At 63.0% G+C, this 24,334-nt stretch carries 21 protein-coding genes and 1 pseudogene; 14 read left to right on the top strand and 8 right to left on the bottom strand.

Going from position 1 to position 24,334, the window contains the following annotated elements:
• From ABIC09_RS23275 to ABIC09_RS23260, 4 genes are read right to left on the bottom strand one after another with little or no spacing between them, the layout of a single operon-like run.
• Complete coding sequence (locus ABIC09_RS23275) at positions 1–1,089, bottom strand: NAD/NADP-dependent octopine/nopaline dehydrogenase family protein (RefSeq protein WP_354110684.1); 1,089 nt, start codon at positions 1,087–1,089, stop codon at positions 1–3.
• Entirely contained in the window at positions 1,086–2,612 is a 1,527-nt protein-coding gene (locus tag ABIC09_RS23270; protein WP_354110683.1) for a class I adenylate-forming enzyme family protein, read from the bottom strand. The genes ABIC09_RS23275 and ABIC09_RS23270 overlap by 4 nt, the downstream gene beginning before the upstream one ends.
• Before the next feature lie 2 nt (positions 2,613–2,614).
• Complete coding sequence (locus ABIC09_RS23265; RefSeq protein ID WP_148752675.1) at positions 2,615–3,904, bottom strand: acyl-CoA dehydrogenase family protein; 1,290 nt, start codon at positions 3,902–3,904, stop codon at positions 2,615–2,617.
• A 7-nt stretch (positions 3,905–3,911) separates the two neighbouring features.
• Positions 3,912–4,730, bottom strand: a complete 819-nt coding sequence (locus ABIC09_RS23260; protein ID WP_502917697.1) for an alpha/beta fold hydrolase — start codon at positions 4,728–4,730, stop codon at positions 3,912–3,914.
• A 198-nt stretch (positions 4,731–4,928) separates the two neighbouring features.
• On the opposite strand from ABIC09_RS23260, the gene ABIC09_RS23255 reads away from it, so the two are divergent.
• The 4 genes from ABIC09_RS23255 (at position 4,929) to ABIC09_RS23240 (ending at position 10,295) form a co-directional block, all read left to right on the top strand.
• On the top strand, positions 4,929–5,690 hold the full coding sequence (locus ABIC09_RS23255) for an SDR family NAD(P)-dependent oxidoreductase (RefSeq protein WP_354110681.1): 762 nt from the start codon (positions 4,929–4,931) through the stop codon (positions 5,688–5,690).
• 26 nt (positions 5,691–5,716) lie between these two features.
• Complete coding sequence (locus ABIC09_RS23250) at positions 5,717–6,553, top strand: enoyl-CoA hydratase family protein (protein WP_354110680.1); 837 nt, start codon at positions 5,717–5,719, stop codon at positions 6,551–6,553.
• An 86-nt stretch (positions 6,554–6,639) separates the two neighbouring features.
• A complete protein-coding gene (locus ABIC09_RS23245; RefSeq protein ID WP_354110679.1) occupies positions 6,640–8,991 on the top strand; it encodes a bifunctional salicylyl-CoA 5-hydroxylase/oxidoreductase in 2,352 nt (783 codons plus the stop codon).
• 53 nt (positions 8,992–9,044) lie between these two features.
• Positions 9,045–10,295 carry a flavin-dependent oxidoreductase gene (locus ABIC09_RS23240; RefSeq protein WP_354083194.1) on the top strand — a complete coding sequence of 417 codons (1,251 nt, stop codon included), beginning with the start codon at positions 9,045–9,047 and terminating at the stop codon, positions 10,293–10,295.
• Between the two features lie 96 nt (positions 10,296–10,391).
• On the opposite strand, the gene ABIC09_RS23235 is transcribed toward ABIC09_RS23240, so the two are convergent.
• Positions 10,392–10,850 carry a cupin domain-containing protein gene (locus ABIC09_RS23235; RefSeq protein ID WP_148752669.1) on the bottom strand — a complete coding sequence of 153 codons (459 nt, stop codon included), beginning with the start codon at positions 10,848–10,850 and terminating at the stop codon, positions 10,392–10,394.
• 30 nt (positions 10,851–10,880) lie between these two features.
• On the bottom strand, positions 10,881–12,053 hold the full coding sequence (locus ABIC09_RS23230) for an ABC transporter substrate-binding protein (protein WP_354110678.1): 1,173 nt from the start codon (positions 12,051–12,053) through the stop codon (positions 10,881–10,883).
• 251 nt (positions 12,054–12,304) lie between these two features.
• Here ABIC09_RS23230 and ABIC09_RS23225 point away from each other — a divergent pair, with 251 nt between their 5' ends.
• From ABIC09_RS23225 to ABIC09_RS23215, 3 genes are all read left to right on the top strand, one after another.
• The gene (locus ABIC09_RS23225) at positions 12,305–12,823 is read left to right on the top strand and encodes a MarR family winged helix-turn-helix transcriptional regulator (protein WP_027531946.1); all 519 of its coding nucleotides are present in this window, start codon (positions 12,305–12,307) and stop codon (positions 12,821–12,823) included.
• Between the two features lie 147 nt (positions 12,824–12,970).
• The gene (locus ABIC09_RS23220; protein ID WP_354110677.1) at positions 12,971–14,662 is read left to right on the top strand and encodes a benzoate-CoA ligase family protein; all 1,692 of its coding nucleotides are present in this window, start codon (positions 12,971–12,973) and stop codon (positions 14,660–14,662) included.
• Positions 14,663–14,683: 21 nt separating this feature from the next.
• Entirely contained in the window at positions 14,684–15,142 is a 459-nt protein-coding gene (locus ABIC09_RS23215) for a RidA family protein (protein ID WP_502917696.1), read from the top strand.
• Between the two features lie 84 nt (positions 15,143–15,226).
• Here the strand turns inward: ABIC09_RS23215 and ABIC09_RS23210 are convergent, their stop codons facing one another.
• Both ABIC09_RS23210 and ABIC09_RS23205 read right to left on the bottom strand, forming a co-directional pair.
• Positions 15,227–16,201 carry a CHAD domain-containing protein gene (locus ABIC09_RS23210; protein ID WP_354110715.1) on the bottom strand — a complete coding sequence of 325 codons (975 nt, stop codon included), beginning with the start codon at positions 16,199–16,201 and terminating at the stop codon, positions 15,227–15,229.
• Positions 16,202–16,226: 25 nt separating this feature from the next.
• The gene (locus tag ABIC09_RS23205) at positions 16,227–17,750 is read right to left on the bottom strand and encodes a bifunctional aminoglycoside phosphotransferase/ATP-binding protein (protein ID WP_354110675.1); all 1,524 of its coding nucleotides are present in this window, start codon (positions 17,748–17,750) and stop codon (positions 16,227–16,229) included.
• Positions 17,751–17,945: 195 nt separating this feature from the next.
• Between ABIC09_RS23205 and ABIC09_RS23200 the strand changes: the two genes are divergently transcribed.
• The 7 genes and pseudogenes from ABIC09_RS23200 (at position 17,946) to ABIC09_RS23170 (ending at position 24,327) form a co-directional block, all read left to right on the top strand.
• Positions 17,946–18,785, top strand: coding sequence for a universal stress protein (locus tag ABIC09_RS23200; protein ID WP_354110714.1), 840 nt, complete (start codon positions 17,946–17,948; stop codon positions 18,783–18,785).
• A pseudogene (locus tag ABIC09_RS23195) lies at positions 18,784–18,986 on the top strand (hypothetical protein); the annotation flags it as partial. The gene ABIC09_RS23200 and the pseudogene ABIC09_RS23195, both read left to right, overlap by 2 nt.
• A 285-nt stretch (positions 18,987–19,271) precedes the next feature.
• Entirely contained in the window at positions 19,272–20,000 is a 729-nt protein-coding gene (locus ABIC09_RS23190) for a Crp/Fnr family transcriptional regulator (protein ID WP_148751183.1), read from the top strand.
• Positions 20,001–20,574: 574 nt separating this feature from the next.
• On the top strand, positions 20,575–21,546 hold the full coding sequence (locus tag ABIC09_RS23185; RefSeq protein ID WP_148751185.1) for a TRAP transporter substrate-binding protein: 972 nt from the start codon (positions 20,575–20,577) through the stop codon (positions 21,544–21,546).
• 64 nt (positions 21,547–21,610) lie between these two features.
• A complete protein-coding gene (locus ABIC09_RS23180) occupies positions 21,611–22,159 on the top strand; it encodes a TRAP transporter small permease (RefSeq protein ID WP_148751186.1) in 549 nt (182 codons plus the stop codon).
• Complete coding sequence (locus tag ABIC09_RS23175) at positions 22,150–23,442, top strand: TRAP transporter large permease (protein ID WP_354037467.1); 1,293 nt, start codon at positions 22,150–22,152, stop codon at positions 23,440–23,442. The genes ABIC09_RS23180 and ABIC09_RS23175 overlap by 10 nt, the downstream gene beginning before the upstream one ends.
• Before the next feature lie 78 nt (positions 23,443–23,520).
• On the top strand, positions 23,521–24,327 hold the full coding sequence (locus ABIC09_RS23170) for an SDR family NAD(P)-dependent oxidoreductase (RefSeq protein ID WP_354037468.1): 807 nt from the start codon (positions 23,521–23,523) through the stop codon (positions 24,325–24,327).
• Positions 24,328–24,334: the final 7 nt, after the last annotated feature.

The raw sequence follows: 24,334 nt of genomic DNA, 5'->3' as shown, positions 1-24,334 counted from the left end.
TCAGAATCCCTCACGAAGCAGCATCTGCAATTCGGCCTTGTGAAGCTTGCCAAGCCCCAGCGTCTCCAACGTCCGGCCGCCCTGCGCAAAATCCTCGCCGCAGATTGCCCCGCCGAGGGCCAGGAAAGCCTTGGCGAGCGGTGCGGCCACGCCCGCCAACCCGGCGATGGACACCAGCAACGACAACCCAAGCCGCAGATCCTCGCGCATGTAGCGGTGCTCGGTCAGCACGATCCGCTCGCGCCAGTCGCCGGAATCCGTCAGGCGATCATGCGAGCCGCGGCCATACATCCAGATCTCGCCGTCCTTGGCGTAATGGTGCGCGAGTGGAAAATGCGGTGCGCCATAACCAAGCGCCTCGCGCACGGCGATCCGCTCGGCGTCGAGTGCGTCGGTCACCCGCCGGATTGCGGCTTGCGTTCCCTCCTTATGGATATCCCACCGCTCGAAATGTTCGATTGGGCCTGCGTTCATCACGATCAGCGGCGGATGAATGATGCAGCCCGCGTTCATCAGCGCGCCGGATAGCGCGTCGCCGCACGGCTCGATCACATCGGGGAAAGCCCGTCCAATCACCTCGAGCGCATGTGGTGCCAGGTCAAGCGGGAACACGCCGACCGGCAGCCGCTTGGCGCGGATGGTGATTGCGACCTCGAATGACCCATGCTTGCGCGTGAGCCATGGCAGCGTGCCGGTCTCAGCGAAGCTTGCCTTGGCGCGATTGCCTGCATCTCGCGCAGCCTGCGCGAAGATCATCGAGCCGAATGTCGCGGGCGGCAGAAACACGACCTGGCCATCCCGCAGATGCGGGGCGAGGAGCCGCGCGATATCCTGCTGAGCGAAGGCGGGAGCAGGGCACAGGATCAGCTCGGCATCGCTGACGGCTTCGGCGATGTTGGTGGTCACCAGCGCCAGCTTCACGTCGTGCTGGCCATTATGGTCCTTGACGAGGATGCGGGAGCCACCGGCACGATGTGCTTCGACCTGTTCTGCGTCGCGCCGCCACAGCCGGACCTCATGTCCTGATAGCGCGAAATCGCCCGCGGCCGCGAAAGAGCCGTTTCCCCCACCTAGAACCGCAATTTTCAAGATGCTTCTCCTTGCGCGCGCGATTGCGCATCAAGCTGCTTCAGCAGGAAATGCTGAACCTTGCCAAGCGCGGTGCGCGGCATGTCGGCGACGAAGACAAAGTCGCGTGGAACCTTGTAGCGGGCGAGCTGCGCCTGAACGTGTGCTCTTAGCTCGTCTGCTTCGAGACGGCAGCCGGATCGCGGAATCACGTAGGCGATAGGTACCTCGTCCCAGCGCGGGTCCGGCCTGCCGATCACGGCACATTCGCTGACGTCTGGATGTTCGAGCAGCACCCGTTCGACCTCGGCCGGATAGACGTTCTCGCCGCCGGAAATGATCATGTTCTTCTTGCGGTCGCGGACCCAGAAGTAGCCGTCCGGATCGCACAGGCCGATATCGCCGGTGCGGTACCAGCCGTCGTGCAGCGCATCGCGTGTGGCGTCCGCATTGCCCCAATATTCGAAGAAGACGTTGGGGCCGCGGACCGCGATCTCGCCCGGCGCGCCCGCCGGCACCTCGTTGCCGGCCTGATCGATCACTTTTGCTTCGCAGCACAGGCCGGCAAGCCCGGTCGATCCCGTGCGCGACAGGTCGCCGCCGAGGCGAGTATAGACTGCGATGGGGCAGGTTTCCGTCGAGCCATAAACCTGGAGCACTGGCACGCCGCGCGCGACGAAGCGATCAATCAGGTGTGGCGGCACGATTGTCGAGCCGGTGGCGACGGCCTTCAGCGATGAGAGATCAGTCGTGGCCCAGGCAGGGTGCTCGCTGAGAGCCTGGATGATCGCCGGCACCATGACCGTCAGGGTCGGCCGATCCCGTTCGATGGCCGCAAGCGCCGTATCCGGGGTGAAACGAGCGTGGATTGAGACGGTCGCGCCGAGCTGCAGTGCCGCAGTCGTCTGGATGTTGAGCCCGCCGACATGGAAGAACGGCAACACCGTCAGCACATGATCGTCGGACGTCATGTTGTGCATGTGCTGGCTCATGACGCCGTTCCAGAACAGCGCCTCCTGGCGCAGCACAGCACCTTTCGGCCGCCCGGTTGTTCCTGACGTGTAGACGATGAGCAGCGGGCAGGAGAGGTCGGTCTGCGGATTGCGTCCGCTGCTTCCTTTACGCGCCAGCAGGCTTTCGAAAGTCGTGCCGTGCGGTGGCGTAAAATCGAGGCCGACGACGGTGGTGCCCCGCGCGAGTTCCGGAAGGACTCCCTCAAATGCGTGCTCGAGCACCAGCACCTTGACGCTGGCGTCGGTGAGGATGAAGATCTGCTCGGCGACAGCCAACCGCCAGTTCAGCGGCACCAGCATCGCGCCGAGCCGCGCGCATGCATAGAGCAGGACCAGATAGTCGGGCCGATTCAGGCTCAGGATCGCGACGCGGTCGCCACGGCCGACACCGGACTCCTGCTTCAAGCCTGTTGCGATCCGTTCGATCCGCTCGGCGAGCGTCGCGTAGCTCAGCCGCTCCCCTTCAAAGGCGATGGCGGTCTTGTCTGGCGAAAACGCCGCGTTGCGATCAATCAGACTGCAGAGGTCCACCGTCAGTCGTCCGTTTCGCTTGCCTCGTACAGCGCCTCGCGACCGATTCGGTCGAGGCAGAGCTCGGCCGTCCAGGGCAGCATCAGCGAGCCGCAGCGGCTGTCGCGATAGATGCGCTCCAGCGGCAGCGAGCGGAGCATCGCCTGTCCCCCGCAGGTGCGGATCGCGAGCGTGGCGAGCTCATTGGCGCCTTCCATCACCGAATATTGCGCGGCGTAGGCCCGCAGCACCTGCTCCTTGCTCGGATTAGCGCGCGCATCGGTAACGGCCTGGAACCAGATCGCCTTGATCTGCTCCAGCTTGATTTGCATCTGCGCGACCGCGATCTGCTTGGTCGGGTACATCCGGCGCTTGACCGGAGGCATGCCCGGCACCTCGCCGCGCAAATAGCGCACCGTGAAATCGTAAGAGGCTTGCGCGAGCCCCATATAGGTGGGCGACAGCGTCAGGAACATATGCGGCCAGCGCATCGCCGCCTGAAAGTAGACGCCGCGCGGCATTAGCGCAGAATCTTCCGGCACGAAGACGTCCTTGAACAGCAGCGTTCGCGAGACTGTGCCGCGCATACCGAGCGGATCCCAGTCGCCGACGACGGAAACGCCTTGCGATTTCGCTGGGATCGCGAGGTAAAGCGTATTGCGGCGCGAGGCCTTTTCGCCTTCCTCGATCTCCGTGCAGAGCACGCCGTAATAGTCGGCGTGGCCGGACAGCGATGCAAAGATCTTCTTGCCGTTGACGATCCAGCCGCCTTCGACAGGCTTTGCTTGCGTGCCGAAGGCAACGCCACCCGCGGCCGCCGCGCCGCCCTCGGAAAAAGGTTGCGAATAGATCGCACCGTCCTCGACGATGCGCTTGTAGTGGACGGCCCGGCGCTTTTCGTGTTCCGCGCGGGTCTCCGCATCCATGTCGAGATCATCAGCCAAAGGCCCCGACCACAGCGTCGAACAGACATGCATGTTCCAGGTCAGCGCGGTCGCGCCGCAATAGCGGCCGATCTCCGCCGCTGCCAGGGCGTAGGTCTGGTAGTTCGCTCCCAGCCCGCCGTGCTTCTTCGGCACGGCGATGCCGAGCAAGCCGACGCGGTGCAGGTCGCGATAATTCTCGGTCGGGAAGACCGCCTCGCGATCGTAGGTGGCCGCACGACCCGCGAACACGCTTTGGCCGATCTCGCGCGCCCGCGCGACGATCCCGGCTTGTTCGTCGCTCAAGCGGAACGCGACGGGATCGAAGATTGGCGCGTCCAACGCGACCTTGTCGCTCGTGCCAATGGTCTTGCTGACTTGCATGGTCATGGCGCAGTCATCCGTGTTTTGCAGCGACGGAATCGACGAAGCTGCCGAGAGCCTTGTCGAAGGCACCAGGCCGCTCAAGGTTTGCGAGATGGCCGACGCCGGGGAGTTCGACATATTCGGCCGCGGGAATATAGGATGCCGTTCTTGCCATCATTGGCGCAGGCGCGTTGTTGTCTTTGGAACCAGACAGCAGCAGCGTCGGCACGAAAATGTCCTTGAGCGTGCTGCGTTGGTCGAACCCGATCAACGCCAGCACCATTGCGCGATAGCTCGCTTCGGGCACACTCCCCATGCACTCGCGCGCAAGCTCCATGCCCTTGGGATCAGGATCGTCGCCGACGAGCTCTTTCACGAGGGACGGTGCCAGCGATTTCATGGTCTCGCCGCGATCGAGTGGACCCAGGCGTGCCGCGATGAACGATTTTTGCCAGTCGCCGTCAGACTTGCCAAAGGCCGGGCTGGTTTGCGCGAGGACGACCGCACGCGCCCGTTTCGGCGATTGCACCAGCCATTTCTGGACGATCATGCCGCCGATCGAATGCCCGACCAGAATGGGGCTTGCCGCCCCGATCTGCTCGATGAATTGCTGGAGTGCATCGGCCAGGGCAGCGATGCTGACGCTGGCGAGTGGCACTGATCCGCCATAGCCCGGCATGTCCCACGCGATCGCGCGGAAACGATTGCTGAATGTGGCAAGCTGCTGCCCCCAGGCCCGCGCCGCGCCGCCAATGCCATGCAGGAAAATCAGGGGCATCGCACCCGGATCGCCCGCAGCTTCATAGGCGAAGCGTCCGTCCCTTGTTATCATTGGCGCAGGCTGCGACACGCGACATCCTTTTGCTTTGCCCGGTGATGCTAACAGGCCTGTGGGGGATGGGAAGAGATAATTTTATACTTAAAGCAATTTTCAGGCCGCTCTCTCGCGCGCGCACACGTTTGCGGCCTCGATCCGCGCTTTCGTTGCAAAACTTTGAAGGTTAAAATATATCGGAGGAACGACAGCAGACCTTGAGGGAGCCCGCGCATGTCCGCATTGCCGCATTCGCCGCACGCGCTGGTGACCGGTGGTGGTCGCGGCATCGGCCGCGCGATCGCTGCGTCCCTTGTCGGCGCTGGTGCCACCGTGACGGTGCTCGGGCGGAACGCGGCTACTCTCGAAGAGGCGGTGAGCGCAGGCGCCGCACATTATGCGGCGGTTGCCGACGTCTCGGACGAAGCTGCACTAAGGGCAGCGATCGCCGCAGCGCATGCGCGAAAGCCGATCGATATCCTGATCGCCAACGCCGGCAGCGCCGAATCCGCGCCGTTTGCGAAATCGGACAGCGCCCTTTTTTCGCGCATGATGGAGATCAATTTCATGGGCGTTGTCCATGCTATCAGCTCAGTGTTGCCCGGGATGAAGGATCGCCCCTACGGGCGCATCGTCGCGATTGCATCGACGGCCGGGCTCAAGGGTTATGCTTATGTGAGCGCGTATGCGGCGGCGAAACACGCTGTGATCGGTCTCGTGCGTTCGCTTGCGCTGGAAATGGCCGGCAGCAACGTAACCGTGAACGCGGTCTGCCCGGGCTTCACCGACACTGATCTCGTTGCCGGCAGCATCGACAACATCATGAAGAAGACCGGGCGAACCCGTGAGCAGGCGATCGCCGAGCTCGCAAAGCACAATCCGCAGGGGCGCCTGATCACGCCGCAGGAAGTGGCGAATGCCGTGCTCTGGTTGTGCAGCGAGAACGCCAGTGCGATCACGGGGCAGGCGATTGCCGTTGCCGGTGGCGAGATCTAACCGCGCGGAACAAGGAAGGAAATCTCATGAGTAGACCAGCCAATCCCGTCACCGTGCCGCTCGCAGACTATTCGCCGCAACACTTCCTGCTGGCCGCGGTCGACGGCGTTGCTACCGTGACGCTCAACCGTCCGGAACGAAAGAATCCGCTGACGTTCGAGAGCTACCGCGAGCTGACCGACTTCTTCCGTGCATGCGCGTTCGACGACGCGGTCAAGTCGATCGTCGTCACCGGTGCCGGCGGCAATTTCTCATCCGGCGGCGACGTGTTCGAGATCATCGGCCCGCTGGTGAAGATGGACACCAAGGGGCTGACGGCGTTCACGCGGATGACTGGCGATCTCGTCAAGGCGATGCGGGCCTGCCCGCAGCCGATCGTGGCTGCGGTCGAGGGCATTTGCGCCGGCGCCGGCGCCATCATTGCCATGGCGTCCGACATGCGGCTTGCCGCGAGTGGGGCCAAGGTCGCGTTCCTGTTCAACAAGGTGGGTCTTGGCGGCTGCGACATGGGCGCCTGCGCGATCCTGCCGCGGATCATCGGCCAGTCTCGCGCCTCCGAGCTTCTGTACACCGGCCGGTTCATGACGGCGGAGGAGGGCGAGCGCTGGGGCTTCTTTAGCCGCATCGTCACGCCGGAGCAGGTGCTGCCCCAGGCGCAGCTGCTGGCAAAGCAGGTCGCGGAAGGGCCGACCTTCGGCAACACCATGACCAAGCGGATGCTGGCCATGGAATGGGCGATGTCGGTGGAGGAAGCGATCGAAGCGGAGGCCGTTGCCCAAGCCCTGTGCATGACGACGGCTGATTTCGAGCGCGCTTTCGAGGCCTTCGCCAACAAGGTCAAGCCGGTCTTCAGGGGCGACTGAGCGGCCCTTTCCTGGAATGGGGACTTGCCAGAAATTATTTTAGGCTTAAAATAGTTTTTGTGGCCGGGTGAATTGGCGAGGCTCCCATGAAAGTCGCGATCATCGGTGGCGGACCTGCGGGTCTTTACGCTGCAATCCTGCTCAAGAAGCAGCGCCCAAGCGCCGATATCGCGGTCTATGAACGCAACCGCGCCGACGACACCTTCGGCTTCGGCGTGGTGTTCTCGGATGCCACGCTCGACAATTTCGAAAAGCACGATCTTCCGAGCTACCGCCGCATCACCCAGGAGTTCGCCTATTGGGACGATATCGCCGTGCATTTTCGCGGCACGGTGCATCGGGTCGGAGGTAACGGCTTTTGCGGCTGCTCGCGGCAAAAATTGTTGCTGATCCTGCAGGAGCGTGCGCGCGAGCTCGGTGTCAGCCTCCATTTCGAAGTGGATATCGATGACGAGTCGCGCTTTGCCGATGCCGATCTTGTTTTGCTTGCAGACGGGATCAACAGCCGTTTCCGGGAGAAGCACGTCGATCACTTCGAGCCGGAAGTCGACCTCCGCACTAACAAGTTTGCCTGGATGGGCTCGACCAGGCCGCTCGATGCCTTCACCTTCATCTTTCAGGAGACGGAGTGGGGACCTTTCATCGCCCACGCCTACCAATATGAAGCCGGTCACTCGACCTGGATTTTCGAGACCGATCCGGAGACCTTCGAGCGTGCGGGCCTGTCGGGACTGAATGAGACCCAGTCCGCTGCACGGATGGCCGATATCTTCGGCTGGTTCCTCGATGGGCACAAGCTGCTCACCAACCGCTCGATGTGGCGCAATTTCCCGATGGTCCGCAGCAAGCGCTGGGTCAAGGACAACATGGTGCTGCTCGGGGACGCCAAGGCGACCGCGCATTTCTCGATCGGCTCGGGCACCAAGCTCGCGATGGAAGATGCGATCGCGCTGGCTGACGCCATGGCGAAGGCACCCGACATCAAAGCTGCACTGGATGTCTATGAGCACGGCCGCCGCGAAGAGGTCGAGAAGACCCAGCACGCGGCCGACGTCTCGCTGGTCTGGTTCGAGCATGTCGACCGCTTCTGGGATTTCGATCCCGTGCAGTTCGCTTTCGGCGTAATGACGCGCTCGAAGGCGATCACCTATGACAATCTGAAGCTCCGCGCGCCCGATTTCGTCGCCGAAGTCGAGAAGTCATTCGCCAGGCAGGTGCGCAGCAAAGGCTTCGACGTCAGCACCGACAAGCCGATGGTACCGCTGTTCCAGCCGTTCCGCTTGCGCGAGATGGAGATCGCCAATCGTGCCGTGATGTCGCCGATGTGCATGTATTCGGCGAAGGAGGGCGTCCCCGGTGATTTCCACCTCGTGCACTACGGCTCGCGCGCAATCGGTGGCGCCGGCCTGATCTTCACCGAGATGACCTGCGTCAGCCGCGACGCGCGGATCACACCCGGCTGCGCCGGATTGTGGAATGACGAGCAGGAGACGGCGTGGCGGCACATCGTGGATTTCGTCCACGGCAACTCGGCTGCAAAAATCTGCCTGCAACTCGGGCACGCCGGCCGCAAGGGGGCGACCAGACTTATGTGGGACGGCATGGACCGCCCGCTGGACGAAGGCGGCTGGGACGTGGTTTCGGCATCGCCGCTGCCTTACTTTCCCGACAGCCAGGTGCCGCGCGAGCTTGACCGCGCCGGCATGAATGCGGTGAGAGATTCGTTTGTCGCGGCGGCCGAGCGCGGCGAGCGCTGTGGCTTCGACATGCTCGAATTGCACTGCGCGCACGGCTATCTGCTAGCGAGCTTCATCTCGCCGCTGACGAACAGCCGTACGGACGAATATGGCGGTTCGCTCGAAAACCGGCTGCGCTTCCCGCTTGAGATATTTGAGGCCCTGCGGGCTTTGTGGCCGAAGCACAAGCCGATGTCGGTGCGCATTTCCGCGACCGATTGGGCGGATGGCGGCATCATCGGCGATGATGCGGTGGCCATTGCGCGTGCGTTCGCCGATGCCGGTGTCGATCTGGTCGACGTCTCGACGGGCCAGACCGTTCGCGATGGGCAGCCGGTCTATGGCCGCATGTTCCAGACGCCGTTCTCTGACCAGGTCCGCAATGAGGCGCGTGTGGCGACCATGTGCGTCGGCAACATCACGACCGCGGACCAGGCCAACACCATTTTGGCCGCCGGCCGGGCTGACCTCGTCGCGCTCGGGCGGCCGCATCTGGTCGACCCATTCTTCACCATGAAGGCGGCGGCCTGGTACGAGGCGAATGATGCGTTCTGCCCGCCGCAATACCTGCCCGGAAAAGATCAGATTTTCCGCAACAGCGTGCGCGACCGACAGGATCTCGAGGAGCTGAGAATTAAGGCTAAGCCCAAGACCCGGGCTGAACTCAAGGCGGAGGCGACAAAGCCGCTTGCGGCGGAGTGACCGCCCGTGCGACGTTAACCTCGTTGCCTGTGTATTGAGTGGAGTTAAGGGCGATGAAGGCGATTATCGTGGGCGGCGGTATCGGTGGTCTCACGACGGCATTGATGCTGCGGGCCCGCGGCATCGGCTGCGAGATTTTCGAGCAGTCCGATACGATCCGCGAGCTCGGCGTCGGTATCAACACGCTGCCGCACGCCATGCGTGAGCTTGCCAGCCTTGGCCTGCTGCAGAAGCTCGACGACGTCGCAATCCGCACCGACCAGCTCTACTACCTCAACCGCCATGGCCAGGAGGTCTGGCGCGAAGCCCGCGGCGTGGACGCCGGTCACGACGTGCCGCAGTTCTCGATCCATCGCGGCCGCCTCCAGGGCGTCATCCATCGCGCCGTCGAGGAGCGGCTTGGAGTGGATGCAATCCACACCGGCTGCCGGCTTGGCGCCTTCACGCAGGACGAGGGCGGCGTCACCGCTTACTTCTTCGATCGCACTGGTTCGCATGTCCATACCGCGCGCGGCGATATTCTGATTGGCGCCGATGGCATCCATTCGCGTGTCCGCGACACGCTGTTCCCGAACGAGGGGCCGCCGTGCTGGAACGGCCTGATGCTGTGGCGCGGCGCGCGCGACTGGCCGCTGTTCCTCACCGGCAAGTCGATGATCGTCGCGGGTGGCCTCAACGCCAAGGTGGTGATCTATCCGATCGCGGAGGGATCGAGCCCGGCTAGCCGTCTCACCAATTGGGCGGTGCTGGTGAAAGTAGGCGAGGGCAACGCGCCGCCGCCGCGGAAGGAAGACTGGTCACGCCCGGGCCGGCGCGAGGAGCTGATGCCGCATGTCGCGCGCTTCTCGGTGCCCTATATCGACGTGAAGAGCCTGATTTCGGCGACGCCGGAGTTTTACGAATATCCCACCTGTGATCGCGATCCGTTGCCCTATTGGTCGTCCGGGCGTGTCACCCTGCTCGGTGATGCCGCACATCCGATGTATCCGGTTGGCTCCAATGGCGCTTCGCAGGCGATCCTCGATGCGCGCTGTCTTGCGGACGCGCTGGTGCGCGCCGAGCATCCGCGTCAAGCGCTGATGGAATATGAGAAGAAGCGCTTGCCGATGACGGCGGACATCGTCCGCTCCAACCGCCGCGGCGGCCCCGAGGGCGTCATCGACGCCGTCGAGCAGCTCGCGCCCGACGGTTTCGACAATGTCGACAATGTGCTGAGCTATTCTCAGCGCGAGGCGATCGTGCGCGGCTACGCCACCAAGGCCGGATTCGCCGCGGTGCCGGGACTCGCGGCGGTGCGCGCTTGATGTGAGCTGAAGGCCGATGAATGATCATCGGCCTCCAATTTTGATTGAGCACGACCCTTTCGGAAAACCGCTGCGCACTTTTCCGGGGTCATGCCGCTAGCCCGCGCCGGGAGGCGGCGGCAGGAAGTGGATGTTGAACTCGGCGGCCATCGCCACAACATCCTCCGGCTTCTGTTCCTTCATGTTGTGAAGGCCCCAGAACAGGTCGAACAGCTTTTTGGTCGGCGAGACCCAGAACAGCACTTTTGCGGTCTGGTCCGACTTGTTGAAGATGCCGTGCGGCACGCCCATGCCGAGCCGGATCAGATCGCCGGGGGTTGCCTGCGCTTCCGAATTGCCGAGCATGAAGTCGAGCTTGCCCTCCAGCATGTAGAGATATTCGTCCTGATCCGGATGAATGTGCGGCGGCACGAACGTGCCCGGCGGTAGCGTGGCGTGCCAGGAGAAGCTGTTCTCGGTGTTGCTCTTCGGCACATAGGTCTGGCCAAGGATGTTCCAGGAAATGCCCTGGATTCCCTCGTTGGCCCGCGTGATGCCGGTGATTTCGCTCTTCATTGCAGTCCTCCCTTAACGCGCCGCGCCGCCTTAGTTCGCCTTGCAGTCCTTGGCATAGCGGTCGCCGTAATTCTCGAAAACCTTCTGGACGATCTCGGTCTGGAATTTTCCGTCCGGACGCTTGGCGACCTTGGTCAGGTAAAAATCCTGGATCGGATAGCCGTTGGTGTTGAACTTGAACGAACCACGCAACGACGTGAAGTCCGCCTTCTTCAGGGCTGCAGCAACGGCGTCCTTGTTGGAGAGGTCGCCCTTCACACCCTTGACCGCACTGTCAATCAGCATTGCGGCATCATAGGCCTGGAAGGCGTAGGTGCCGGGCACGCCGCTGTAGGCGGCCTCATAGGCGGCAACGAACTTCTTGTTCTGGGGATTGTCGAGATTGGGCGCCCAGTTCGCGCCGCCGAACATGCCGACGGCCGCATCTTGCTGCGCCGGCAGGGTCGATTCATCCACCGTGAAGGCCGAGAGCACCGGAATGCTGTCGGCGAGACCGGCCTGCTTGTACTGCTTGACCAAGTTGACGCCGAGGCCGCCCGGCATGAACGTGAATAGTGCATCTGGCTTCTGCGACGAAATCTTGGAAAGCTCCGGCTGGAAGTCCAGCGTGTTGAGCGGCATGTAGGACTCTTCGACGATCTCGCCCTTGTAGTCGAGCTTGAAGCCGGCGACCGAGTCCTTGCCGGCCTGATAGTTCGGCACCATGAGATACATCCGCTTGTAGCCGCGATCCTGCGCCACCTTGCCGAGGATCTCGTGGACCTGATCGTTCTGGTACGACGTCACATAGAAGAACGGGTTGCAGTCCTTGCCGGCAAATGTCGACGGGCCGGCATTGGGGCTGATCAGGAAGGTCTTCGATTCCGTGACCGGCCGGTGGATAGCCTGGAGGATGTTGGAGAAGATCGGCCCGACTACGAAATCGACCTTGTCGCGTTCGAGTAGCCCCTTGACCTTCGTCACCGCCACGTCGGGCTTCAACTCGTCGTCGACCACGACGACCTCGACATCGCGGCCACCCATCTTGCCGCCGAGATCCTTCACCGCGAGCGCAAAGCCGTCGCGGACTTGCTGGCCGAGCGCGGCGGCGGGCCCCGATAGGGTTACAATCACGCCCACCTTGAGCTTCTCCTGGGCGAGGGCAGGACTCATCGCGGTGCCGAGCAGCAAGGCAGTTGCGGCCAAGGTCAGTTGCGTCTTCATGATCCGTCCCCCGTGTCGATCGGGCCTGCACAGCAAGCCGCGTACACCGATCCAAGCTTATGCCGATGACGGCGCTCGCGGCAAGCCAAGCTCAAGGCGCCACCATCGTGTGGGCAACGGTGCATGCAAGCGGCGCGCCAATTATTTGAAGCCTAAAGAAATTGGCGTGCGGTCGATTGTTGCAGCTTTGGGCTTGCGGTCGGCATCGATTTATTTGAAGCTCAAAACGTTGGGAATCCGTGCCGGCGCGAATGCCGGCCGTGAGTGATTGCATCGAGATGCTCGATTCCGAGACCAAGGCCGTCGAAACGCCGGAGGACCATGCCGAAGAGCTTCGGCTGTGGTTGCGCCTGCTCACCTGCACGACCTTGATCGAGGGAGAAGTTCGCGGCCGGCTGCGGCAGCGCTTCGACGTCACGCTGCCGCGGTTTGATCTGATGGCGCAGCTCGACAAGGCGCCCGACGGCATGACGTTGTCGGATGTCTCCAAGCGCATGATGGTGTCCAACGGCAACGTCACGGGCCTCGTCGAGCGCCTGGTGGAATCCGGTCATCTCGACCGCCGCACCTCGGAGACCGACCGTCGCGTCCAGGTGATCCGTCTCACGAAACTCGGCCGAGCCGAGTTTCGCAGGATGGCTGCGGAACACGAAACGTGGATCGCCGACCTCTTCGCCGACCTTACACCAAAGGACGTGCGCGAGCTGATGCGGTTGCTGGCCAAGACCAAGGCGTCGGCGCAGAAATCGGCGGCGCGTCGCCGGCCCTAAGCAGGGCCGACGCGCCCGTCAATCCCATCTTGCCGCACGAAAATGCAGGGGATGCCCAAAATCCGCTATTGCGCCAAATTGTTTTAAGCCTAAAATGTTTGCCGAGTTAGTGCTGCCGGGTGCTTTCCATGCGCAAAGGAGCGTGCGATGGCCAACGCCGCCAAGGTTCAAGTCTCGGGCTCGCATAACGGCAACGCTGCGACGGCCCATGTCGACACATTCGCGCGGCAGCATCTGCCGCCCCCTGAGCTCTGGCCGGAGTTCATCTTCACGCGGCCAGAGCTGCGCTATCCATCACGATTGAATTGCGTCAGCTATTTCCTCGATCGCTGGGTCGAGCAGGGGCACGGTGACGCACCTTGCGTCATCAGTCCCGCTGTCAGCTACACCTATCGCGAACTGCAGGCGCTGGTGAACCGCATCGCCAACGTGCTGGTCGGCAAGCTTGGTCTTGTCACCGGTGGGCGCGTGCTGTTGCGTTCCGCCAACAGCCCAATGATGGTTGCGACCTATCTCGCGGTGATCAAGGCCGGCGGCATTTGCGTGGCGACGATGCCGTTGCTGCGCGCTAAAGAGCTGTCCTATCCGATCCAGAAGGCGGAGATCACGCTCGCGCTCTGCGACGGAAAACTCTCCGATGAGATGGAGAAGGCGAAGCTGGCTACGCCGTGTCTCAAGCACGTGGTCTATTGGGGCAATGGCGCGGCCGACTCGCTCGAGGCGCTGATTGCGGATGCGAGTCCGGAGTTTGGGGCGGTCGACACCGCCTCTGACGACATCTGCCTGATCGCCTTCACGTCGGGAACGACCGGCGATCCCAAGGGCACCATGCATTTCCATCGGGACATGCTGGCGGTGTGTGACGGCTACGCGCGCAACATTTTGCGGGCCGAGCAGAAAGACCGTTTCGTCGGCTCGGCACCGCTTGCCTTCACTTTTGGCTTCGGCGGCGTGCTGTTCCCCATGCACATCGGCGCTTCCTTCGTCGTGCTGGAGAAGACGACTCCTGATGATATCCTCTCAGCTGTCGAGCAGTACAAGACCACCGTCTGCTTTACGGCGCCGACCGCGTATCGCGCCATGATCGGCAAGCTTCCGGGCCGTGACATTTCCTCTCTGCGAAAATGCGTCTCCGCGGGCGAGACGCTGCCCAAGCCGACATTCGATGCCTGGCTGAAGGCCACCGGCATCAAGCTGATGGACGGGATTGGCTCGACTGAGCTGCTGCACATCTTCATCAGCGCGACCGAGGACGAAATTCGTCCCGGCGCGACCGGCAAGCCCGTGCCCGGCTATGAGGCGAAGATCGTCGATGATGACGGCAACGACGTGCCACCGGGCATGATGGGGAAGCTCGCGGTGCGAGGACCGACCGGCTGCCGTTATCTCGCCGACGAGCGGCAGCGGAAATACGTCCAGAACGGCTGGAACATCACCGGCGACACCTATCTGATGGATAGCGACGGCTACTTCTGGTACCAGTCGCGCTCCGACGACATGATCGTGTCATCCGGGTACAATATCGCGGGCACGGATGTGGAAGCAGCGCTGCTCACGCATCCGTCGGTTGCCGAGTGTGGTGTCGTCGGTGCGCCGGACGAGGCGCGCGGGATGATTGTAAAGGCCTATGTCATTGCCGCGCCCGGCGTGACGCCGGATGCAAAGCTCGCAGCCGAGTTGCAGGAGCATGTCAAACGCGAGATCGCGCCGTACAAGTATCCGCGCGCAATTGAGTTCGTGACCCAACTGCCGAAGACCGAGACCGGGAAATTGAAGCGCTTTGCTTTGCGGCAATTGGCGCAGGCGGCGGCGACGTCTTCGGGCGTCGCGGCAGAGTGAGATGAGGATCAAGAATTGTCCGTGATGACGCCGAAAGGCCCACAACTCGCGGTGCTGCCAGGTGCCGCCGAGGACGACTCCAGCCCTGGGGCACAGGTGCTCCAGCCGTCCGGCTGGCTGATGCCGAAGGGCTATGCCAACGGCATGGCTGCCGAAGGGCGTATCGTCGTCACCGGAGGCGTGATCGGCTGGGATGCCGAGGAGCGTCTCGCGGACGGCTTTGTCGCGCAGGTGCGCCAGACCCTGAGCAACATTGCGGAGATCCTTGCCGAGGCGGGCGCGCGGCCCGAGCACCTCGTGCGACTGACCTGGTATGTCGTCGATATGGACGAATACCTGACGAACCTGAAGGAGCTCGGCAAGATCTACCGTACCGTCTTCGGTGCGCACTATCCGGCGATGGCGCTTGTCCAGGTCGTCCGCCTTGTCGAGAAAGCGGCGCGCGTCGAGATCGAAGCCACCGCCGTCATTCCACGCTGAACTACGCTCAGCTCGCCTTGGTGAGATCGTCGTCCTCGGGTGAGTTCAGATAGACGTCGGACATGGTGTCGACCCAGCGTAGAGTTAGTCCTTCGGCTCCGAATTCGGCGTCAGGTCGGAGGAGCGAAATGGTTTGGCCTTGTCGAGCTTGCGATAGGCCGTCGATGCCGTTCGCAACAGCTTTTTTTCTCGCTTGGGGTCGAGAAAGCGAATGCCGGCCTTGGGAACGGCCTCGTTCAACGACGCGGCCAGCGTTTGACCGCGCGCATCATCATTTAACTGTCCAAGCGACTTTTGCGCCCTGCGCAATTGCTTGAGGATCGACTTCTGCTTCGTCAGTGAGTCGTCAGCAAACAAGTCCGGCAGCGACTCGATCGAATAGGTCAGTCGCTTGTTGAGAATCCGCAGCTTGTGCCGTTTCTCGACGTCGAGCTTGCGCAGCTTCCTGGCCTTCCTGAGCAGCGTCTTCTCCCATTCGGTCAGTTGCTCCGTCGCGTGGTCGGCGAGCGGGCAGCGGCGCAGCCTGATGGCCTCCTTGCTGGGCCTGGTCGACCAGGGGCCGCTCTCGATCCAGCTCGATGTCTGTTCGACCAGACGACGATATCGCGCCGACTGCAGCGCGCGGGCCAAGAGGCGATGGCTTTCGGCCCGCTTCTCGTCCCAGTGCTGGAGCTCGGCGATCACCGCGAGCTCGTCGCCGGTCTCGGCGACGACGCGTTCGATGGCGACGTCGAGGTCCCGCACCATGCCAAGCTGGCTGTTCAGCCATTTCAACTCGGCCCAGACTTTGGGACGCAGCGCATCGTCGACCATGGGCGAAAAGAAGCGAATGGCGGTCCGCAGATGGGTCAGCGCGATTCGTATCTGATGCAACGCCTCCGGATCGCCACGACAGGTCCCGTCATGCTGGGCGAGGACGGCGGCGAGGTGACGGCGGGCGATGATCCGAAAGGCGGTGTCGCAGGCCATGCCGGGGCTGAGGCGACCGGGCAGCGTATTGCGGCTCGCTGCCGAGTTTGCGCGGGCGGTCGCCGTCGAGTTTGTGGTGGGTCGCGCTATCCTAGCCCGCGCCAATCAGATTGCCCTATCTGCCCTTAGCGATTGCGTCCCGGCAGCTCTGGAGCGTCTGCGCTGGTGTCCCGGATGCATCGATGGTCGTCCAACCGATGTGGCCGATATTATAGTGCTCTTGCAACGCCGCAACCTCTTGCGTCGCATCGGATGCGTCGCCGCGGCGACCGCCGATGCGGGCCTGCCGGGTCGCCAGATCCGCGACGAGGAAGAGGCCGGTGAGAGGCACGTTACAATCCCGAGCCAGTGTGGCGAAGGCGTCTCGCTCGACATCGCGGGCAAACACGCCATCGACGATCGCGGAATGGCCTTGGGGCAGCACACGCCGGGCATGCTCAGCCAACGTCGCGTAGACCCGCGCTGCGAGCTCGGGCGTGTATGCGGATGGCGGCAGCCGCTCCGTGTCGGCGACACCAAACATCTGCTTGCGAATGACGTCGCTGCGCAGCACGACGGCGCCCGGCTGCGGAGCGACGGTCGGCGCGAGCGCGCGTGCTAAAACTGTCTTGCCGGTGCCGGATAGTCCACCCACCGCGATCAGACGGGGCGCGGGAGGCTGGATCAGCGCCCGGGCAAGGTCGAAATTGCGGCGCGCCTCGTCGAGAATGCCGGCATCGTCGGAATGCGGAGGCTTCAGCCGCGCGAGCGCCACCTGGGCCCGGATCGCGGCGCGAACCGACATGAATAGCGGCAGTGCGCCGAGGGCGTCGAGGTTTTCCAGCGGCGTCGCGGCAAGATACCGGTTCAGAACGGTGTTGGCTGCCAGCGGCTGATCGTGGCGCAGCAGATCCATCAGGGTGAAGGCGAGGTCGTAGAGCACGTCGACAGTCGCCATCTGCGCGTCGAACTCAATGGCGTCGAACAGCACGGGCTGCTGCCCGATCAGCACGATATTCGCAAGATGCAGATCGCCGTGGCAGCGGCGCACAAAACCCTGGCGGCCGCGTTCTTCAAGCAAGGGACGGACGCGCGTGAATGCCGCGTGCGAGACTTGTGCAAGCTGCTCTATCCCCGCGGCCGGGAAATGATTGCCGCTCCGCAGGCCATTGCTGTTGCCGTCGATCAGGGCGGGGATGGAGGACGTCCAGGGCTTGCCGTCAGCGCGCGTCGCCGCAGCATGCGAAGCTGTGATCGCGTCGGCGACGGCCGACGCAAAGTCCGCATCGAACTGTCCGGCCTTCGCCAGATGATCCAGGGTCCGGCTCTCGTCGAAACGTGACATGTCGACGGCATATTCGATCGGCCGGCCGCGGCCGTCGACCTTCACTGATCCGTCCGGCTCTTCTGTAATGGCCACGACGCGATGATAGATCTGCGGCGCATGCGGCCGGTTGATCCTGACCTCCTCCTCACAGGCTGCCTTGCGTTTCTCGAGTGTCGAATAATCGAGAAACGGATATTTGACCGCCCGCTTGATCTTCAGCGCGCGCGTCCCGTCAAGGAAAACTGAAGCCGCGTGCGTGTCGATCCGCTTCACGCCGGGACGTGCAGTCAGTGTCGCGAAGATCCGTTCCTGGGTCGCAGTATTGTCTGTCATCCCTGCCGGCTTATTGCAGATGAGGGCGCCAAGCGGTCCGGTCGCAAACCAGGGTAACGCTTAAGTCGGGACGGCGACCAGTCCTTGACTTCCGTCAAGGCCTGTCGTCGGTTGGCGATGCGGAGCTTTCCCGGCTTGAGGAGGATCAAGCGCCCGGACCAAAGGCGGCCCATTTTGGCCGGCAAGGAGAATCCGATGCCTATCAAGGACGTGTTTCTGCCGCTCTTTGGCGAGCCGCGTGCCCCCACGTTGGCCGCGATCGAGAAGTGCATAGCCGTTGCGGCCGATCTCGGTGCCAGGGTGACCGGGCTCGCGCTCGAGGACGATGGTTTTGTTCGGCCGAAAGTGATGTTTCCTGATGACCCGGAATCCGCCGAACTCAGCGTTGTGCGCGAGGTGGGCGACATGCAGCAGCTCCTGAATGCATTCACCAATGCGGCCTCGCGTGCCGGCATTCGGGCCCAAAGCCGATCGGGGAGGGTCCCGGCGGACCAGATCGCATCGACTCTGGCTGAACATGCGCGCTTCAGTGACCTCACCCTGATCCCAGTGAAGCCGCACGACAGCCGAACCGAAAACATCGTTGAGACCTTCCTGTTCCAATCCGGCCGGCCGCTGCTGCTTTGTCCGGAGCAGCATGTGGAGGCGCTGCGACCGGAATTCGAGAGCGTCGTGATTGCCTGGGACTCTTCGGCCCGCGCCGCGCGTGCGGTCGGCGACGCATTGCCAATCCTGCAAGCCGCTGCTGTGGTGCGCGTGATCACGGCGGCAGATGACAAAGACGACGCGATCACGCAATCCGGCACCAGCCTCGTCGATCATCTCAGGGAACACGGGATCTATGCGTCCTTCGAGACCGTGAAGGAAAGCGGCAGCTCGATCGGCAAGGTGCTGGGGAGCTGGGCACAGTCCCACGCCGTCGACGCCATCGTCATGGGCGCCTACCACCATTCGCGTCTGAATGAGGTCGTTTGGGGCGGCGTGACCAAGACCGTCATCGGCCAGCCACCGTGCTGGGTGATGATGTCGCACTAGGGCGTTTCTCAAGGGCAGGGGGCTCGATAGGCCCTGATGGAGCTGATCATCGACTACGCCAAGTCGGAAAGGCTAAGGACCATCTCGGGCGACGTGCTCAAGGAGAACGTTGTGATGATCGAAATGTGCCGGCAGCTCGGATTCGAGATCAAGCCGGATCCGACGGAGCCTGATATCCGCGACGTCCGGCTGAAGCTCTGAGCACGGGTCGAGGCCCCGGCTGCGGCCTGAATCGTCCGCGGCACGCGGAGGCGCCCGGCCGATTCCCGCCGTTCCGATGTGCCACGAGTTCGGCTGAGACTTGCCGTCTCTGCAACTCTGCATGGTCGGAAATGCATCGACGCACCCTGCGGATGCGCTTTAATGACGCGACCGCGGCATTTTAACGACGTTTGACTAAAACTGTGCCTGTGCTTTCCGGTTGAAAAGCCCGGCAACACTGACTACGCAGGAACTCCAATGCCTCGCAGTCTTAGGAGTCCCGGCGTGCCTCAGGACAAGACCGGCGACCCCCGACAGTCGTCGGGCAACAAACTCTCAGTCCTGCGCAAGCACCCGATCTTCGCAGATCTGGAACCGGACGCGCTTGATCAGCTCTGCCGCTATGCCAAGCACACCACGGTCAAGCGTGGCTCGACCATCGCCGCCAAGGGCGACCCCGGCAACAATCTGTTCGCGGTGATCTCCGGAACAGTAAAGATTTCCTCCTCGTCGCCCGACGGCCGGAACGCCATTCTCAATCTGATCGGTCCCGGAGAAATCTTCGGCGAGATCGCCGTGCTCGATGGTGCACCGCGGTCGGCGGACGCGACCGCCAATACCAATTGCGAACTCTACATCATCGACCGCCGCGACTTTCTGCCGTTCGTGAAGAGTCAGCCGGCGCTCGCGATGAAATTCATCGAACTGCTCTGTGCGCGGCTGCGCTGGACCAGCCAGCAGGTCGAGCAGGTGATCTTGCAGAATCTGCCGGGCCGGTTGGCAAGCGCGCTGCTCGGCCTCACCGAGGAGCGCAAGTTCGACTCGGGCAGCGGCACACTCGCGATTACCCAGCAGGAGATCAGCGAGATGGTGGGGATGACGCGCGAGAGCATCAACAAGCAATTGCGCGCATGGTCCGGACGCAACTGGGTGCGCCTCGAGCATGGCGCCATCGTCGTGCTTGATACCGATGCGCTGCGCGCGCTCGCCGAGAGTGGCCTCGAGGGCGAGTGAGCTTCTCGCGGTGGGGCGCTCTGCCCACGTAGCGCTCCCTCGTGTCTGTATTCGGAAAAATTGAACTTTCTGCCGATTGTCCGCGGGGGCACCGCGTGGTTGATCGATGCAACTCCAGCATCGATCAATGCCGCATTTGGCTTGGACTCAGAATGCCGCCCGCCCTAGGGACGACGCTGGCGATATCGCGCCGGTGCGGTGCGTTCGTACAGGATGAGGCGATCGTCTCGCCCGAACCTCAAGCCGCAATCAATAGCGGTCGAGCACAACACCAGAGGAATGTCCATGGATACGATGAGCATCGCTACCGCGCATCCGGCATTGGCCGGTGACGCGGCCCGATTGCCGGGGAGCCGGCACTTGCCGCGCAGGTCCCCCGTAGGAGCGGGCGCGATGAGCGTCGCACTGTCCCGGGCAGACACTACCAACGAGCCAAATCCCCTCGACTCCGCTACGCAACCCTACGAAGGTGGTGCAGTTGCAGCGCTTGACTTCACACCCGAAGTGGAGCGACCCAAGGCGGCCCGCAGCACGTGCCCAACGACGACATAATCAACTCAGGAGGAAACCCCAGATGAAGACATTAATCGGTATCATCGCAGCCGCTGCATTGGCGGTGTCGGCGCCGCTCGCAACCGCACGCGATTTCCGCTCCGCCGACGTCCATCCGGCCGACTATCCGACCGTCGAAGCCGTCAAGTTCTTGGGCAAGCAGCTTGCGACAGCGAGCGGCGGCAAGCTTGGCGTGAAGGTATTTCCGAACGGAGCTCTGGGCTCCGAGAAGGACACCATCGAGCAGCTCAAGATCGGCGCGCTCGACATGATGCGGATCAACTCATCGCCGCTCAACAATTTCGTGCCTGAGACCGTCGCGCTGTGCCTGCCCTTCGTGTTCCGCGACACCCAGCATATGCGCAACGTTCTCGACGGGCCGATTGGCGACGAGATCCTGGCCGCCATGGAGCCGGCCGGCCTGATCGGCCTCGCCTATTACGACAGCGGCGCCCGTTCGATTTACACCGTCAAGGCACCGATCAAGTCGCTTGCAGACGTCAAGGGCCTGAAGATCCGCGTCCAGCAGTCTGATCTGTGGGTCGGCATGATCGAGAGCCTCGGCGCCAACCCGACGCCGATGCCGTATGGCGAGGTCTACACCGCCCTCAAGACCGGTCTGGTGGACGCCGCCGAGAACAATTGGCCTTCCTACGAGTCCTCGCGCCACTTCGAGGCCGCCAAGTTCTACAACGTCACCGAGCACTCGCTGGCGCCCGAAGTCCTGGTGATGTCGAAGAAGGTCTGGGACACGCTCAGCAAGGAGGATCAGGCGATGATCCGCAAGGCGGCCAAGGAATCGGTGCCCGTCATGCGCAAGCTCTGGGACGAGCGTGAGCAGGCTTCGCGCAAAACCGTCGAGGCAGCCGGCGTTCAGGTCGTCACGATCGCGAACAAGCAGGAGTTCGTCGATGCGATGAAGCCGGTCTACGCCAAGTTCGCCGGTGACGACAAGCTGCAGAGCCTCGTCAAGCGCATTCAGGCCACGAAGTAGCACCACAGCGCATTCGGTCCGGCGTCGCCGCGAGGCGGCAGCGGGCCCTTGCTAGGAGACGATGATGACAGACCCTCACGTTGCAAGCCACGAGCAGGAGGTAGAAGGGCGACCGTCCACCGGCTTGCTGTCGCGGATCAATGCCGTCATCGCCCGGCTCGGCATGTATCTGTCCGTGACCGGCCTGCTCGTCATCGTCACCATCGTGTTCTACCAGGTGTTCGGGCGTTACGTGCTCAATTCCAGCCCGACCTGGACGGAGAATCTCGCACTGGTGCTGATCCTCTACGTCACGCTGATCGGCGCCGCCGTCGGCGTACGCGATGCCGGACATATCGGCATGGACAGCTTGCTGGTGATGCTTCCGGATCATGTACGCGAGAAGATCGAGTTCGTGATCCACGTCCTGGTGGCGATCTTCGGCGTTGCGATGGTCTACAACGGCTGGATCCTCGGCGCGTCGGTCGGAACCGTGAAGATCCCCAATCTCGGCCTTCCCGAGGTCGTACGTTACGTGCCACTGATCGCCTCCGGCGTTCTGATCGTCTCCTTCTCAATCGAGCACATCATTGCTCTCCTGCGTGGCGAAGAGGTCGTCCCCTCATGGAACTGATTATTCTCGGCGCCACCTTCTTCGGCTTCCTTGTCCTCGGCGTACCGGTCGCCTTCGCGATCGGGCTGTCGGCGATTTGCACCATCCTTTACGAAGGCCTGCCGGTCGCCGTCATCTTCCAGCAGATGATGTCGGGGATGAACATCTTCTCGTTCCTGGCCATTCCGTTCTTCGTGTTCAGCGGTGAGCTGATGCTGCATGGCGGCGTCGCCGACAAGATCGTGCAGCTTGCCAAGAATCTTGTCGGCCACATCCGCGGCGGGCTCGGCATGTCGAACGTGGTCGCCTGCACGCTGTTCGGCGGCGTCTCCGGCTCGCCCGTGGCCGACGTATCGGCGATGGGCGCGGTGATGATCCCGATGATGAAAAAGGAAGGGTTCGACACCGACTACGCCGTCAATGTCACCACCCATGCCTCGCTGGTCGGAGCGCTGATGCCGACCAGCCACAACATGATCATCTATGCGCTCGCCGCCGGCGGCAAGGTCTCGATCGGCGCACTGATCGCCGCCGGCCTCCTGCCGGCGATGGTGCTGATGGTGTGCATGCTGGCCGCCGCCTACGCGGTGGCGGTGAAGCGCGGCTATCCGGCCGGCAAGTTCCCGGGCTGGGCCGAGGTGTTTCGCTCGTTCACAGCCGCGCTGCCCGGCCTTCTGATCGTCGGCATCATTCTGTCCGGCATCCTGTCCGGTGTCTTCACGGCAACTGAGTCCGCTGCCGTCGCGGTTACCTATACGATCCTGCTGACGTTCTTCATCTACCGCACCATGACCTTGTCGAACTTCCTGCGCGCCGCAGCGAAGGCGGTGAAGACGACGGGCGTGGTGTTGCTGCTGATCGGCGTCTCCACCATGTTCCAGTATCTGATGGGCCTCTATGAGGTCGCCGACTTCGCTGGCGACCTCATGAGCAAGGTCTCGACGCAGCCCTGGATGATCTTCCTGCTCATCAACGTCATCCTGTTCTTGCTCGGCACGTTCATGGACATGGCGGCGACCATCCTGATCTGCACCCCGATCTTCCTGCCGATCGCGATGAAGGCGGGCATGGATCCGGTGCAGTTCGGCATGCTGATGCTGATCAACTGCGCCCTCGGGCTGAACACCCCGCCGGTCGGCACGACGCAGTTTGTGGGTTGCGCCATTGGCGGCATCTCGGTCGGCGCGGTGATGCGCACCATCATGCCGTTCTACGCGGCCCTGATCGCGGCGCTGATGTTCGTGACCTATGTCCCGGCCTTCTCGCTGTGGCTGCCCCGTCTGCTGATGGGATATAAGGGATAGCAGTCGTGCGTTCGCCGGCATTGGCCGGCGAACCGCGCTTGCGATAGTTTGCGTCACAGCAACGGGGAGAATCTGTCCGTGACTGACTATCGCAAGCTCTTCGATCTCACCGGCAAGACGGCCGTGGTGCTCGGCGCCGCATCGGGCATCGGCAAATCGTCGGCCGAGGCGCTGGCCGGGCTTGGCGCCCGCGTCGTCTGCGCCGATCGCGCGCTTGACGCGGCAGAGGCGACGGCCGCGGGCATTCGCGACAAAGGCGGTTGGGCCGAAGCGGCCGCATGCGATGCCGCGAGCGCTGCCGACGTCAACGCGCTCGCCAAAACCGTGATGCAGAAGTTTTCGCGGCTCGACATCGCCGTGACCACGCCCGGGCTCAACATCCGCAAGACCATCCTCGACTACACCGAGGAGGATCTCGACCGCGTCCTGAACCTCAACGTCAAGGGAACGGTCTGGTTCTTCCAGGCCTTTGGCCGCATCATGGTCGAGCAAAAGGGCGGCAGCATCATCGCCTGCTCCTCGGTGCGTGCGGTGACCATTGAGCCGGGCCTCGGCGTCTATGGATCGACCAAGGCCGCGATTGGTCTGCTGGTGAAGGGCTTTGCCTCCGAGGTCGGCCTCTCCGGCGTTCGCGTTAACGCGATCGCGCCGAGCATCGCCGAGACCGCGCTGACCAGCCCGTTCAAGCAGCGTCCCGACATCTACAATCTCTACGCCGGCCACACCGTGTTCAACCGCTGGAGCAGCGCCGACGAGGTCGCGACGGCGGTGGCCTATCTCGCCTCGGACGCCGCGAGCTATGTCAGCGGCAGCACGCTGTTCGTCGATGGCGGCTGGACCGGAGTCGACGGTCCGCCGACCGGCCTTACCCAGCTGCACACATAAGGTTCGC

The organism is Bradyrhizobium sp. S3.12.5 (assembly GCF_040548225.1).
In the GTDB taxonomy this organism is placed as follows: Bacteria; Pseudomonadota; Alphaproteobacteria; order Rhizobiales; family Xanthobacteraceae; genus Bradyrhizobium; species Bradyrhizobium cytisi.
Note: the sequence above shows the minus strand (reverse complement) of the source record. Positions and strands in the feature narration are given on the sequence as shown.